Source organism: Streptomyces chryseus, assembly GCF_014650755.1.
GTDB lineage: Bacteria > Actinomycetota > Actinomycetes > Streptomycetales > Streptomycetaceae > Streptomyces > Streptomyces chryseus.
The window spans coordinates 1-12,714 of record NZ_BMVO01000004.1 but is presented as its reverse complement, the minus strand read 5'-3'; the positions used below and the strand labels follow the sequence as shown (position 1 = coordinate 12,714).

General features: G+C 70.3%; 15 protein-coding genes and 1 pseudogene. 9 read left to right on the top strand and 7 right to left on the bottom strand.

The window, feature by feature from the left end:
* Positions 1-147: 147 nt before the first annotated feature.
* The 3 genes and pseudogenes from IE185_RS08965 to IE185_RS08955 form a co-directional block, all read right to left on the bottom strand.
* Positions 148-651: pseudogene (locus tag IE185_RS08965) on the bottom strand (polyprenyl synthetase family protein); the annotation flags it as partial.
* Entirely contained in the window at positions 635-931 is a 297-nt protein-coding gene (locus IE185_RS08960; protein ID WP_138898480.1) for a polyprenyl synthetase, read from the bottom strand. The gene IE185_RS08960 and the pseudogene IE185_RS08965, both read right to left, overlap by 17 nt.
* A gap of 285 nt (positions 932-1,216) precedes the next feature.
* On the bottom strand, positions 1,217-1,390 hold the full coding sequence (locus IE185_RS08955; protein ID WP_138898479.1) for a CsbD family protein: 174 nt from the start codon (positions 1,388-1,390) through the stop codon (positions 1,217-1,219).
* Positions 1,391-1,708: 318 nt separating this feature from the next.
* Here IE185_RS08955 and IE185_RS08950 point away from each other — a divergent pair, with 318 nt between their 5' ends.
* The gene (locus IE185_RS08950; protein ID WP_138898478.1) at positions 1,709-2,140 is read left to right on the top strand and encodes an ATP-binding protein; all 432 of its coding nucleotides are present in this window, start codon (positions 1,709-1,711) and stop codon (positions 2,138-2,140) included.
* Positions 2,141-2,258: 118 nt separating this feature from the next.
* Positions 2,259-2,609, top strand: coding sequence for a hypothetical protein (locus IE185_RS08945; RefSeq protein ID WP_138898477.1), 351 nt, complete (start codon positions 2,259-2,261; stop codon positions 2,607-2,609).
* A 38-nt stretch (positions 2,610-2,647) separates the two neighbouring features.
* On the opposite strand, the gene IE185_RS08940 is transcribed toward IE185_RS08945, so the two are convergent.
* The 4 genes from IE185_RS08940 to IE185_RS08925 all read right to left on the bottom strand — a co-directional run bounded on the left by IE185_RS08940 (position 2,648) and on the right by IE185_RS08925 (position 6,278).
* The gene (locus IE185_RS08940; protein ID WP_189714956.1) at positions 2,648-2,998 is read right to left on the bottom strand and encodes a hypothetical protein; all 351 of its coding nucleotides are present in this window, start codon (positions 2,996-2,998) and stop codon (positions 2,648-2,650) included.
* Positions 2,999-3,175: 177 nt separating this feature from the next.
* Positions 3,176-4,141 carry a class A beta-lactamase gene (bla, locus tag IE185_RS08935; protein ID WP_229843410.1) on the bottom strand — a complete coding sequence of 322 codons (966 nt, stop codon included), beginning with the start codon at positions 4,139-4,141 and terminating at the stop codon, positions 3,176-3,178.
* 404 nt (positions 4,142-4,545) lie between these two features.
* A complete protein-coding gene (ppk2, locus tag IE185_RS08930; RefSeq protein WP_189714954.1) occupies positions 4,546-5,517 on the bottom strand; it encodes a polyphosphate kinase 2 in 972 nt (323 codons plus the stop codon).
* Between the two features lie 347 nt (positions 5,518-5,864).
* Complete coding sequence (locus tag IE185_RS08925; RefSeq protein WP_138898858.1) at positions 5,865-6,278, bottom strand: DUF4190 domain-containing protein; 414 nt, start codon at positions 6,276-6,278, stop codon at positions 5,865-5,867.
* A gap of 244 nt (positions 6,279-6,522) precedes the next feature.
* On the opposite strand from IE185_RS08925, the gene IE185_RS08920 reads away from it, so the two are divergent.
* From IE185_RS08920 to IE185_RS08895, 7 genes are all read left to right on the top strand, one after another.
* Positions 6,523-7,017 carry a cupin domain-containing protein gene (locus IE185_RS08920; RefSeq protein ID WP_138898859.1) on the top strand — a complete coding sequence of 165 codons (495 nt, stop codon included), beginning with the start codon at positions 6,523-6,525 and terminating at the stop codon, positions 7,015-7,017.
* A 313-nt stretch (positions 7,018-7,330) separates the two neighbouring features.
* The gene (locus IE185_RS33030) at positions 7,331-7,537 is read left to right on the top strand and encodes a hypothetical protein (RefSeq protein WP_229843409.1); all 207 of its coding nucleotides are present in this window, start codon (positions 7,331-7,333) and stop codon (positions 7,535-7,537) included.
* A 636-nt stretch (positions 7,538-8,173) separates the two neighbouring features.
* Positions 8,174-9,688 (top strand): FAD-dependent monooxygenase, encoded by a 1,515-nt coding sequence (locus IE185_RS08910; RefSeq protein WP_189714952.1) that lies wholly within the window; start codon positions 8,174-8,176, stop codon positions 9,686-9,688.
* A 521-nt stretch (positions 9,689-10,209) separates the two neighbouring features.
* Positions 10,210-10,332, top strand: coding sequence for a hypothetical protein (locus IE185_RS33625; protein WP_268246658.1), 123 nt, complete (start codon positions 10,210-10,212; stop codon positions 10,330-10,332).
* 305 nt (positions 10,333-10,637) lie between these two features.
* The gene (locus IE185_RS08905) at positions 10,638-11,234 is read left to right on the top strand and encodes an alpha/beta fold hydrolase (protein ID WP_138899375.1); all 597 of its coding nucleotides are present in this window, start codon (positions 10,638-10,640) and stop codon (positions 11,232-11,234) included.
* A gap of 38 nt (positions 11,235-11,272) precedes the next feature.
* Entirely contained in the window at positions 11,273-11,581 is a 309-nt protein-coding gene (locus IE185_RS08900) for a transposase (RefSeq protein ID WP_170198446.1), read from the top strand.
* A complete protein-coding gene (locus IE185_RS08895; RefSeq protein ID WP_138899373.1) occupies positions 11,578-12,498 on the top strand; it encodes an IS3 family transposase in 921 nt (306 codons plus the stop codon). The genes IE185_RS08900 and IE185_RS08895 overlap by 4 nt, the downstream gene beginning before the upstream one ends.
* Positions 12,499-12,714: the final 216 nt, after the last annotated feature.

The following is a 12,714-nucleotide window of genomic DNA, read 5'->3' as shown; positions in this document are numbered from 1 at the left end:
CCGGGCCGGATCCGTGCTGTGCCCCTCGCTGCCGGCCGTGGGACGGGTGTCGGGCGCTTACGGGTGCGGGACTCGTGGGGCGGGTGGGGTCCAGCGACGGCTTCGCGGGACGGTGGAGGCGACGTCGTAGTCCTTCTTCAGGTGTTCCACCAGCTCGCGGGCCAGCACGGCCCACAACGGCCGTGTCCGGGAGAGGTACGCGGCCGGCAGACCGGAGGTGGTGAAGAGCTGCCCGGCCCAGGACATCAGCAGATCGCCCACCAGCATGGCCAGCGACCTGGCGGCGGCCTTCGGGCGCGGTCCGGCGGCCGTGGCGCCGCGCAGGGCCACGTGGACGCTGGGCAGCCCGTGCCGGACCTCGCTCCGGTCGACGAGGTCGGCGTGCACGGCGGCTGCAGCGTGCACCAGTTCCATCGAGGCCGCTGCCCGCACCACGGCGTCGCCGTCCGGCTGACCGGCCGCTCGCCAGCCCCAGTAGCAGAACGCCGCGCGCAGCCGCTTTCCGTGCGCCGTGGCGACCTGGAGCTGCTCGGCCACTGGCGCGAGCTCGGCGTCGATGTCGACCAGGCGGTCGGCTTCGCGTTGGGCGAACTGGTGCAGCACCTGGTCCACGCGGGCCTTGAAGGCGGCCTGATCAGCCCATTCGGACATCGGCAGCGCCACTGCGTCGGGCGGTCACCTGCCGGGCCAGTACCTCAAGGTGCGCCGGTGGGCCCGAGGCGTAACGGTCCAGGACCAGGCGGCCGCGCGCCTTGATCTCCTGCTGCCCCTCACCGGCCGGGTCGGCCACGTCCGAACGGCGGAGCAGCCCGCGCAGCCCGCCCAGAACGCTGCCCGGTGCTCCCGCCGCGAGATCCGCCATCCCGGCTGCCAGCAGCACCGCGTCACTGTGCCGTGGCCGGCCCCACTCCGGTCCCGTATCCCAGCTCATGCCGTTGTCCCCCCTTGCTCTTCGGCCACCCGCGTCCGGCACGACCGGTGTCCGGCTGCCGTGGGTGGACGGGGTGGTCACCCCGTGTCCCCTGGGGAGCCTGACCGGAGCTGTCCGGCGACGCGCTGCGGATCACCGATCGAGCGACCTGCCGGACTGGCGTGCCACCGGCGCCCCAATGCGTCGCACGGGCGGCTGGAGAGGGCTCGGCGACGCGGAACGGGCTCATGAGTCAGGGCCCGGCGGAGGGGATGCCGGGCCCTGGCAGACGTCATGCGTCGAGAGTCAGTGCTTGAAGGTGTCCTTGATCTTTTCCTTCGCCTGGCGCGCGTCGCCCTTGGTCTGCTCGGCTCGCCCTTCGGCTTCCACGGACTCGTTGCCTACCGCACGCCCGGCGGCCTCCTTGGCCTTGCCCTTGGCCTGCTCGGCCTTCGACTTCGCCTTTTCGTCCCCAGCCACAGCGCTCACGTCCTTCCGTTCAGGCTTCCGTTCAAGCAAGTGGACGCCCTACGTCTGACCGCTGACGCGCCGGTCAAACGTGGCGGCGGCCCGCGAGGCAGCAGAACAGGTATGTGCTGCGGGGTAACGTCGGTCACGAGGTGAGCGGAGGTGCCGGCCGAAGCGCTCACCACCAGGTGTCCTCCCCGGGCCGCTTTGCCGTGGACTCGCCCGAAGGGTGCGCCTCGGGGCCGCCTCGGGGGAGTACGTCCACAGTGGCTGGGAAGGCGCGGGTACGACCCGAAGAGAGCACGCGGAGAAATGAGGCAGGAGGGTGCGATGGTGACCGGGCCGTTCCACGACGGCGGCATTTCTCCGCGCTCCAAGACCGTGACCGCCCGCTTCCGCGGTGACGTCGGCGACGTCACCGCCGCACGCCTGACAGCGGAGCGTTTCCTCGACGACCTGACCAGCCAGTACCCGCCCTCGGAGCGCGAGAGCCGGGACGACATCCTGTTGACGGTCTCGGAGCTGGCGGCCAACGCGGTGCAGTACGCCCCCGGCCCCTTCGTCCTGCACATGCGCAGTACCTTCGACGGCATGCACGTGTGTGTCGGCGACACCAATCCCGCTCCGCCCGTGCCACGCTCCTGTGATCCGGCACGCGGGGCCGGGGGGATCGGCTGGCACCTCATCCAGGCGCTCTCCCGTGAGGTCGGTGTGGTGCGGGAGCCGGGCGGAAAGGAGATCCACGTGTTCCTGGCGTGGTGAGACGACCATGGAGTTGCGGCACGGAGTTCCGGTCTCGCGGCGGTGTCCGTGCACCACGGTCCCGATGAGGCCGCCCAGGCCCTGGGTCCTCCGCAGCCGAACAGGGAAGGCGACTGACATGACCACCCCCCATACCGCGCGACCGGACGACACCCCGCTCGTCGGCGTACGCACCCACACCGACATCGATCTGGCGCTCAAGGACCAGGCGGGCCACGGCGGTGCTCCGCAGTTCGCCGCCGGGGCGGCCGCAGCCTACACCTGGGCCCTCGGCCGTACCGACCGCTCCCCGATCACCGGGACGGGCGCCGCCCAGGGTTTCCCCGGGCTGCCGCTGCTGACCGCCGAGGTGGACGCTTCGGTGGTCCAGCTGGACGACGCCACCACCCAGGGAGACGCCCGGGACTACATCCGGGGCGTGCACGACGCCCTGGCCTGGATCTGCGGCTACAGCGACCAGCCCGCCTGACCGCCCGGCGCGGTGCGCTCCCGCCGCCGCGCACTCGACTACCGCACGGCCACGGGCGAGTGGTAGGCGCCCAGCTCGTCGAGGTAGCGGGTGCTGCTGGTGTCCTGGTCGTGCTCGAAGGCCGGGGCCTGCTTGATGTCCTCCTTGGTCCTGGCCACCCGGATGACACGAGCGGACCTGTCGATGGAGGTCACGAGGCCGGCGGTGATGACGACGCTCCTGCCGAACACCCAGACGCCGGTGTCCACGACCAGGTGGTCGTACCCGGGGACTTCCGACTGCCTGTCCACGCTGCCCACGCTGCCGTCCACGGCCTCCACGGCGTAGCCGGTGAGGTCCTCGTCGGCCATCCGCTCAAGCCCCGGCAGGTAGTTCCAGATCCCGGTCATGTCCAGCCTTTCCGTCACCGCCACCCCAGTGGTCGCGTCATGTGCCCCCACTTGCCCCTGAACCGGGCGCACATGCGCGAAGAATCGTCCGACGGCCCCGCGGCATCGGCCGGCGTGTCGGCTGCCGCCGGCTGCCGCCGGCTGCCGCCGGCTGGCGCCCAGCGCCCGCGCCGCCCGCTACGCCAGCGTCGCGGCGACCACGGACGCCGCTTGCGCGATCAGCCTGTTGTCGTGTCCGGCGTCCTCCTCGTCGCGGTTCGACATGATCGCCACGACGATCGGAGCGGAGCCGGGGGGCCACACCACGGCGATGTCGTTGCGGGCCCCGTAGCCGCTCCCGGTTCCCGTCTTGTCGCCGACCACCCAGCCTTCGGGCATCCCGGCCCTGATGGTCTCGTCCCCGGTGGTGTTGGTCCGCAGCCACGTCGTGAGCTGTGCGCGTTCGTCCTTGCCGAGGACGTCTCCGAGGACGAACGCGCGCAGGTCCTCGGCCATCGCGCGCGGCGTGCTCGTGTCGCGCGTGTCGCCCGGCGCCCAGCGGCTCAGCTCGGGCTCCCGGCGTTCCATGCGGATGACGTCGTCGCCCATCCGCGCGAGATGGGCGTCCAGGCCCTTCGGGCCGCCGAGCGCGTCCAGCAGCAGGTTCGCCGCCGCGTTGTCGCTGAACCGGACGGCGGCGTCGCACAGCTCGCGCAGGGTCATCCCGGTGCCGACGTGCTTCTCGGTCACGGGGGAGTGGGCGATCAGATCGTCCTCGGAGTACGTGACCACCTGGTTCATCCCGCTCAAGGTGTACGTGCGCAACACGGCGCCGGCGGCCAGCGCCTTGAACGTCGAGGCGTAGGCGAAACGCTCCCTGTCGTTGTAGGCCACCTCGCGCCCGGTGCCGGTGTCGACGGCGTACACCCCCAGCCGCGCGTCGAACTTCCGCTCAAGGGCCTTGAGTTCGCGGACGAACGGCTTCGCCGTCGCGCTCGGCCCCGCCGCCGGCGAAGTGGGGGACGAGGGAGCCGGCGAGGCCGGGGAGTCGCCCTGGCCGCAGGCCACCAGCGGGACGAGGGAGAGCGTCGCGAGCGCGCCGAGGAGGGCGCGCCGCATCGGACGCGCGGACTGCTTGCACTGCTGGGGCTGCGCGGACTGCATGGTCCAAACCTCCGAGGGGCGCCCCGCGGGCGGGGTGCGTGGCGGGACGGAGCGAGCGACACGGCGCCGTCCGGGTGCGTGGTCCTGATTGCCGGAACCCGTCCACCTTCGCCCTCGGGCGCCATGCGGTCCAATACGCTCCGGCGCCGTTCCATGCCGAACTGGCACAGCGTGCGGGCCGTGGATCTGGTGGGAGCGTGTCGCGCGTTCGTCAGCGTCAGCGAGTACGGCGGCTTCACCGTCGGAGGTTTCGCTGTCGCCGTCCTCACGGCGTCACGCGTCGCGGCCCGTACGCAGCCCGGTGCGGACGCCCTCATGGCGCACGTCGCCCGCACCCTGCGTGACCACCTGCGGCAGCTCCAGCGCCCCGACCCGGGCTTGTGCCCGCCGCGGCCACGGGCGGCTCAGGAGGCGGGGGGATGCGCCCCCGGACCGGTGCTGTGGGGGACCAGGGGCGTGGGGGAGAGGCTGGTGGGCTCCTCGCCGGGCTCCAGCAGGGTGTCGGCGGCGCCGACGATCAGCGGATCGGCTTTCCCCACCGCCTCGGCATCCTTGCTGGCGTACTCGATGCGCGACAGGAGGCTCCGCATGGCCTCCAGCCGGCCGCGCCGCTTGTCGTTGCTCTTCACCACCGTCCACGGCGCGTACGCGGTGTCGGTCGCCCGGAACATGTCTATCTTGGCGGCGGTGTAGTCGTCCCACCGGTCCAGCGAGGCCACGTCGGTCGGCGAGAGCTTCCACTGCCGTACGGGGTCGACCTGCCGGATGGCGAACCGGGTGCGCTGCTCCGCCCGGGACACCGAGAACCAGAACTTCACCAGCAGGATCCCGTCGTCGACCAGCATTCGCTCGAAGGCCGGGCACTGCCCGAGGAACCGCTCGTACTCCTCACGTGTGCAAAAGCCCATGACGCGCTCCACACCGGCCCGGTTGTACCAGGAGCGGTCGAAGAAGACGATCTCGCCCGCCGAGGGCAGATGCGCGGCGTACCGCTGGAAGTACCACTGCGACGCCTCCCGCTCGGTCGGCTTCTCCAGGGCCACCACGCGGGCGCCTCGGGGGTTGAGCCGCTCCGTGAAGCGCTGGATCGTGCCGCCCTTGCCCGCGGCGTCCCGGCCCTCGCAGATGACGATCAGCCGCTGACCGGTCTCCCTGACCCACCGTTGCAGCTTCAGCATCTCGATCTGGAGCACCCGCTTGCGGCGCTCGTAGTCCCGCCGGCCGACTTTCCGGTCGTACGGATAGTTCTCCCGCCACGTCTTGATCGACTGCCCGGTGGCGTCCAGCAGGACCGGTTGTTCCGGCCTGGTCTCGTCCACGGTCAGGCCGTCCAGCAGCCCGTCGGCCCCGTTCCCGCTGCCTGATTCCTGGTTCATCGCGTCACCACGCCCGTTCGCACCAAAGGTCATGGCCCATGTGTGCCCCGATCGGCGGCCGGTACGACGGTTCCGGCACACCGGACGTCATGCGTCCCATTGTGCCCGTCCGGCACCTGGCGCGTACGGCCACCGCTGAGGTGCACAAGCGCTACGGAACGTAGCCGGCCGGTGCGGTCCGGTGCCCCGCACGAAAGCCGGGCCGTGGAGGACCCGGCCCGGGGCAAGCCTGTCGCCCGCGGATCTCACAGCGGATCGGCGGGCGACGAAAGCTCGGGCGTCGGCGGTCGTACGCCCGCTCCACCGTCCGGAGCGCCGCCGAGCCACCACGCGCGGGCGCGTGTGCGTCAGTTGTTCACGTCCCGGTCGAAGTCCTTCGCGCAGGCGTCGCGTTCGCTCTGTGTGTCGGCGTGCTGGACGCAGTCGTCGAAGTTCTTGAACTCGTCGGAGTTGAGGATCGACGCACCGATCGCGATGATCACCGCGGAGGCGATCAGACCCAGCGCGCCGAGCACCGCACCGATGATCGACATCTTGCCGTGGGGCGCGCGTCCCCCACGTGCCTTGCGTGCGCCGACGATGCCGAAGACGACAGCCAGCAGGCCCAGCACGATGCCGCCGAAGACGGTCCAGAAGAGCAGGAGCGCCGCGACACCCAGGACGAGTGCGGTGACCGCCGGGCCGTTGCTCCGCTTCACCCCCGCGTCGTGGTGGGTCTGCGCGTAACCGTCAGGGGCCTGGGGGTGGTTGGAGAAGGACACGTGATCACTCTCATCTCTGCTTTCCGGGCTGTGGGTCGTCGTACCTGCCCCTTGTGCCCAGCGGTCGGCCGCGAATGCGTGCCTCGTCGCCGCCGACGGCTCGATCGCCGCCCGCCCCCCGCCAGATTGACCCATGATCCCCGCATCGAAATGCACCCCGTGGCCGGTCTCTTGGCCGCCTAGAGTCGTAGTCAAGAGAGCGCGGGAAACGCCCGTCGTCACAGCTCAGCAGGGAGTACGAACCATGAACACCGCCGCACTGAAGCCGGTTCTGACCCGCGCCGCGTCCGCCGAGACCACCAGCGACCCGAGCAGCGTCATGACGCTGCTGGCCGACTGCGGCACGGACGGCAGCCCGCTCACCAGCTACCGCTCACAGTTCGCCAACGGCGCGGTGGGCGCCCCGGCCCACTTCCACACCCGTGCCTCCGAGCTCTTCTTCGTCATCAGCGGCTCCTTGCGGGTACTGGTCGACAACGAGGTGAAGACCCTCGACGCGGGCGACCTGCTCGTCGTGCCGCCGCACACGCCGCACGCGTTCGCGGCGGCTCCCGGCGCCGAGGCCGACGTGCTGTTCGTCTTCACGCCCGGCATGCCGCGCTTTGACTACCTGCGGCTCCTCGGGCGGGTGATGCGCGGGGAGGCGAGCCCGCAGGAGATCGCGGAGTCCTCCGAGCACTTCGACAACCACTACGTGGACAGCCCGGTGTGGCGCGCCGCTCTGGAAGCCGCACACTGATCAGGCGTCCTACGCCCCGCCGAGAGACAGCCGTCGCAGGTGAGGTGATCTTGATCGTCAGTCCGCCGCAGGACCGTCCGAGCACCGGGCTGCGGTGCCCCCTTCTTGGGCGCCGGCCGCGTGCTGGCGGGCCCGGATGATTCTGGAGTCGACCGACACAGCGACCGGTCCAGCGCCTGGATCTGCGCCTTCTCGTCGACGCGTAGCACCACCGCTTTCTCCGGCGGGTGGTGGTACAGCCCGACGACGTCGAGAACCTTCGCGACGAACTGCGGGTCGGTGGAGAGCGTGAAGGCGTCCCTACAGGTGCGGCTTGAGGTCGGACCTCTTCCAGATCCGCCCGATCGTCGACTTCGACCGCCCGGGGCGGGCCGCCACCGACGCCCGTGACCAGTGCGTGTCCTTTCCCGGAATGGAATCCAACATCGCCACGATGACGTCCTCGACCTGGTCGAGCAGGATGGACGGAGGCCGCCCCACCCGTCGCTCGTCCGCCAGGCCCTCCAGCCGCGCGATGTAGAGGCGCTCGGGTGCGCTTGGCTGTCCGTTCCTGTCCTGCAGACGATTCGGTCACAGAACGTGACGATGTCGCGTTGGTCGAGCAGCGCGACGGCCTGCCCGCCCTCCGCGCTGGAGGCGTAGGCTCCTCGAGAGCTCCACCACCGCGTCTATCCGCCGCTGCAGCGTGCGGCCGCCGCCTTTCCTACGGCGCCGGGGCAGATCGTCGGCGGCCCAACGGCCATGACGGAGCCCGCTCGCAGCTCCGTGCCAGAACCGTCGCTACCAGCGGAAACGCCGGCTGAAGGGCCTGGCCGGGGGAGTGCGGCAGCGTCGGGTGTTGTGCGCGTCAGCGGTTGTCGTCGAGTTCCTGGTGCCTCTGGGGCTGGTCGTCCTTGTGATGGGGCCCTGGTCCACGGGATGGATCAACATTGGATCGAACTTCAGCCCGTCGCTGGAGTAGAAGTGGCAGGGGCGGCGCGGTGGGCACCGTCCGGGTGCCGGGCGGGTCGTCCGGCCATGCGGGTGCACGCGGGTTGCCGACTGACAAAGCCACCCCATCAACGGGAAGGTCCGACCCGTAACGCATTGCGTGCTGACGTGCGCAAAGAAACCGCACTCCTTCCAGGCCGTGGCCTACGGCAGAAAGCGGTGAGTAATGCCCGCCCACCCCTCTCCCCAAGCTGAGTCAAGGGACGCCGTTGACGTTCTCATTGTTGGTGCCGGCCCGACCGGCCTCGCCCTCGCGGTCGACCTTGTCCGGCGTGGCGTATGCACCCTCGTCGTCGAGGCGGCCGACCGGCCGTTCAGCGGTTCACGCGGTCTGAGCCTGCAGCCGCGCACCCAGGAGGTCCTGGACGACATCGGTGTCATGGACGCGCTGCGGGAGGCCGGTAGGCCCCTTCCGCCCATGCAGACCTGGCGCAACGGCCGCCGAGACGGCGAATGGCGGTTGGTGGAACGCGATCCGCAGGCGCCCGTGACGCGGTATCCGGTGCAGTGGCTGGTGCCGCAATGGCGGACGCAGCAGATCCTGCAGGACCGGCTCCTGGCATTGGGCGGGGCGGTGGAGTACGGCACCCGGCTGACGGCCCTGCATCAAACCGACCAACTGGTGCAGGCCGAGCTGACACAGACCGATGGCAGCCGCCGCACCCTGAACATGCCCTACCTGGTCGGCGCCGACGGCGGACGCAGCACCGTCCGCGAGGCGCTGGGCATCAAGATGAAGACCGAGGGCGGCGCACTGCACGCCGCGGTGGTCGCGGACGTCCGCGTCGACGGCCTGGACCACGACCACTGGCACACGTGGCCAGACGGGCCGGGCGGTGAACTACTGCTTTGCCCGCTGCCCGGAACCGACCAGTTCCAGCTCACCACCCCGGTCGGCGACGAGGAAGGCGACCCCTGCCCGCAACGGGTCCGGGAACTGATCGCCACCCGCACCCACCTGCCCGCAACGGCCGTCACCGACGTCCAGTGGACCTCCTCCTACAAGCCCCGCACAGCACTGGCCGAACGCTTCCGCGACAAACGGGTCTTCATCGCGGGCGACGCCGCGCACGTCCACCCGCCCGGCGGCGGCCAAGGCCTGAACATCGGCGTCCACGACGCCTACAACCTGGGCTGGAAACTAGGCCAAGTCCTGCACGACCACGCTCCCGACACGTTGCTGGACAGCTATGACGCCGAACGCCGCCCTGCCGCCCACGACGTCCTTGACATCAGCGCCCAGCTCTACCGCCTCGGCCGCAAACCCGAGGGAAGCCGCGTGCGCGCCCGCCACCGAGGGCGCCTCACCCTCCTGCCGGTCCACTACCGCGACAGTCCCCTGAGCACCGAAGCCCGCGAACAGCTCACACACACGGTCCTCCAAGCTGGTGACCGCGCCCCCGACCTCACCTTCACCCCGGCAGACGCAGCCGCCCATGACACCCCACGACAGCTCTTCGAACTGCTCGCAGGCCCCCACTTCACCCTGCTCGCAGTGGACAGCGCACCGCCCCCCGTACCGCCGGCTGTCCGCACCCTGCAGGTGACCGGCGGCACCCTGGCGCAGGCCCTCGGCACGGGCCTGTTCCTGATCCGCCCCGACGGTCACATCGGCCTGGCTACACAGAACCCGGCACACCTGGAGCGCTACTACACCAAAGTCGGCCTCGCCGCCGGCTGAGCGGTCCCAGCGGCCCAGGAGCACTTCACCCGTCCGGCCGGTCATCGAACGAACCTTGCATCAGATCGACGCGGACGGTGACGGCTGCAGGGCTCTCCGCTGATGCGCTGCGCCGCTGGACGTGGGTTCTTGAGGTGCGGTTACCGGTGGCCGGGATGGCGGGCAGTGCCCGCCACAGAGGCAGGGCGGGTACTGGAGCGGGCCTGTGCGGTGCGGGGCCGGGTCGGCGGCAGGCCCATACTCGATGATCGTCGCGAGTCCCTATCTCGTAGCCGTTGTGCGCGTGCGCTGAAAAGAGTCGGAAGGGCTGATGGCGGATATGAGCGAAGCGGATCAGGCGGGGATGCCGGAGGTGGTGGACAGTTCTTCTCTGCGGGCTCAGCCGTCTGGTGGGCTGGCGCGGTGGATGCTGCGGCACCGGGTGCAGCCGGTGGGGCCGGCCGCGGGTGAGGGGCACGCCGAGCCGCACGCGTGGTGGAAGGTGATGTGCCTGACGGGCCGACCAGGTCGCCCTGCGCCGCATGGAGAACGGCGGCGCCACCATCACCTCCATCAACCAGCTCCTGGCCGAACTCGCCGAGTCCTGGACCGGCCCCGACGGGCAGAAGATCCTGCCCATCGTCGCCGGCCTGATGCCGCAGTAACCCCACACTCCACACCCCCCAGCCCCGAGCGCCACTCCTGCCCCGGACCGGCCGGTCCGGGGCAGGAGCCCCCCGCGGCACACCCCGCTGCCGCCCCCGGGGGCACCCACCCGCCGACCCGGGCGACGCGGCCACCCCGCCGACAGGTCCTTCTCATGACGCGGCCCCCGCCCAGGCCGCCGACAGAAGCTGTACGGCGACGGCGAACAAACCAGCCTCGACCGGCTCGTGCTGCGGTTCCCCGCCAGGCCGGCACACTTCCCCTCCTGGACCGCCCTGCTGTCCGGGAACAACGAAAGACAGACATGACCACCACCCCCATCACCGAACCAGCTCTCGAGGGCTTCGCGCACCACTACGCCGACGTCAACGGCACCCGCCTGCACTACGTGACCGGCGGCCAGGGAGAGCCCTTGGTGCTCCTGCCGGGCTGGCCTCAGACGTGGTGGCAGTTCCACCAGGTCATGCCCGCCCTCGCCGAGCACTACCAGGTGATAGCCGTCGACTACCGCGGCATGGGCGCCTCGGCCAAGCCCGCCGATGGTTACGACAAGAAGACGATGGCCCGCGACGTCTACGAACTCGTCCGCCACCTCCGGCACGAGAAGGTCAACATCGCGGGTGAGGACATCGGCGCGATGGTCGCCTACGCCTTCGCCGCCAACCACCCCGAAGCCACCAACAAGCTCGCCTTCTGGGAGGTCGGCCATCCCGGCGAGGTCTTCAACGACTTGCGGATGATGCCCCAGCCCGGACAACCGCACCTGTGGTGGTTCGCCTTCAACCAGGTCGACGACCTGCCCGAAAAGCTCCTCGCAGGCCGCTACCGGCTCCTGCTCGACCACATCATCAACCTCGAAACCCTCGACTCTGAGGTTCCCCCGAGATGCGGGGGTGGGTGACAAAGGGCCAGATGGGTCTCATGAGAGGAGCCCAGACGATGCCCGCACCGAGAAAATACCCGCTGGAGTTGCGTGAGCGTGCGGTCAGGATGTACCGGACCGCCGAGCCGAAGCCCGTGATCCGCCGCATGGCCGAGGAACTCGGCGTGCACCACGAGGCCCTGCGCAACTGGATCCGGCAGGCCGAGGCCGACGCCGGCGAACGCGACGACATGCTCACCACCGCCGAGCGTGAGGAACTCGCCGCCCTGCGCAAGGAGAACGCCCAGCTCAAGCGGGCGAACGAGGTCCTGCGGACTGCCTCGGCTTTTTTCGCGGCCCAGCTCGGCCCGACCCGGCCCAGGTGACCGCGCTCCTCGACGAGCACCCGCACCTGGGGGCCGAGCCTGTACTCCGGGAACTTTCCATCCCCTCCTCCACCTACTACCGCTGGCGCCAGGCCGAGACCGAGCCGTGCGAGCGGCACCGCCAGGACGCCGAGCTGACCAGCAGGATCCGTCAGGTCCACGACGAGTCCGGCGGAATCTACGGCTCACCCCGCGTGCACGCCGTCCTCAAACGTGAAGGCGTCCACGTCGGCCGCAAGCGCGTCGAACGGCTCATGCGCCAGGCCGGCCTCGCCGGAATCAGCCCCCGCAAGGGCAAGGGCTTCACCCGCCGCGACCCGGACGCCGTCCTCGCTCCTGACCTGGTCAAGCGCGACTTCACCGCGAACGGGCCGAACCGGCTGTGGGTCACCGATCTGACCATGGTCACGACGCTCGAGGGCCCGCTGTGGCTGCCCGCGATCCGCGACGCGTTCTCCCGCCGGGTGGTCGCCTGGGAAACCTCCGCCCGCGCGGACGCCGACCTGGTCCTGACCTCGCTGGAATACGCCCTGGCCAGCCGCGAAGTCGCCCCCGGTGAGCTCATTCATCATGCGGACCACGGCTGTCAATACACGTCCGTGAAGCTCACGACACGCCTGGTCAGGGCCGGGATCCAGGCGTCCATGGGCTCGGTCGGCGACTCGTACGACAACGCCCTCGCGGAGAACCTGTGGATGGTCATCAAGACCGAGTGCATCCGCGGCCGCGTCTTCGCCACCCGCGCCGAGGCGAACCTCGCGCTCTTCGAGTACATCGACGGCTTCTACAACCCCCGCCGCATCCAGAAACGACTCGGCTACCTCAGCCCGATCGAGTACGAGGAGAAGCACTACGCCAACCAGGCAGCAACCGAACAAGTGAACCTGAAACCACGTCAACCCGCCCTGACCAGCTAGTGCGTTGGCCACGAACGTTCGCCGGGTCGGGTGACACGCCGGTCGATGTTCGGGGTGCCAGGGTCTGTCGGCCTCACTCTCGATGACAACGTGATTGCTGTTGAGAGTGAGGCCATCGATGGCAGAGCCGGTCCGAGCACGGCGGTTGACTGATCAAAAGGGGCAAAGACTCCAGCAGATCGTCCGGCGGGGCCGCCATGAGTCCGTGCGGGTTCG

Coding starts and splice junctions, on each gene's coding strand:
- IE185_RS08960 (WP_138898480.1), bottom strand. CDS start 931: ATGAGCTGGGATACGGGACCGGAGTGGGGCCGGCCACGGCACAGTGAC.
- IE185_RS08950 (WP_138898478.1), top strand. CDS start 1,709: ATGGTGACCGGGCCGTTCCACGACGGCGGCATTTCTCCGCGCTCCAAG.
- IE185_RS08945 (WP_138898477.1), top strand. CDS start 2,259: ATGACCACCCCCCATACCGCGCGACCGGACGACACCCCGCTCGTCGGC.
- IE185_RS08940 (WP_189714956.1), bottom strand. CDS start 2,998: ATGACCGGGATCTGGAACTACCTGCCGGGGCTTGAGCGGATGGCCGAC.
- bla (WP_229843410.1), bottom strand. CDS start 4,141: ATGCAGTCCGCGCAGCCCCAGCAGTGCAAGCAGTCCGCGCGTCCGATG.
- ppk2 (WP_189714954.1), bottom strand. CDS start 5,517: ATGAACCAGGAATCAGGCAGCGGGAACGGGGCCGACGGGCTGCTGGAC.
- IE185_RS08920 (WP_138898859.1), top strand. CDS start 6,523: ATGAACACCGCCGCACTGAAGCCGGTTCTGACCCGCGCCGCGTCCGCC.
- IE185_RS08910 (WP_189714952.1), top strand. CDS start 8,174: ATGCCCGCCCACCCCTCTCCCCAAGCTGAGTCAAGGGACGCCGTTGAC.
- IE185_RS33625 (WP_268246658.1), top strand. CDS start 10,210: ATGGAGAACGGCGGCGCCACCATCACCTCCATCAACCAGCTCCTGGCC.
- IE185_RS08905 (WP_138899375.1), top strand. CDS start 10,638: ATGACCACCACCCCCATCACCGAACCAGCTCTCGAGGGCTTCGCGCAC.
- IE185_RS08900 (WP_170198446.1), top strand. CDS start 11,273: ATGCCCGCACCGAGAAAATACCCGCTGGAGTTGCGTGAGCGTGCGGTC.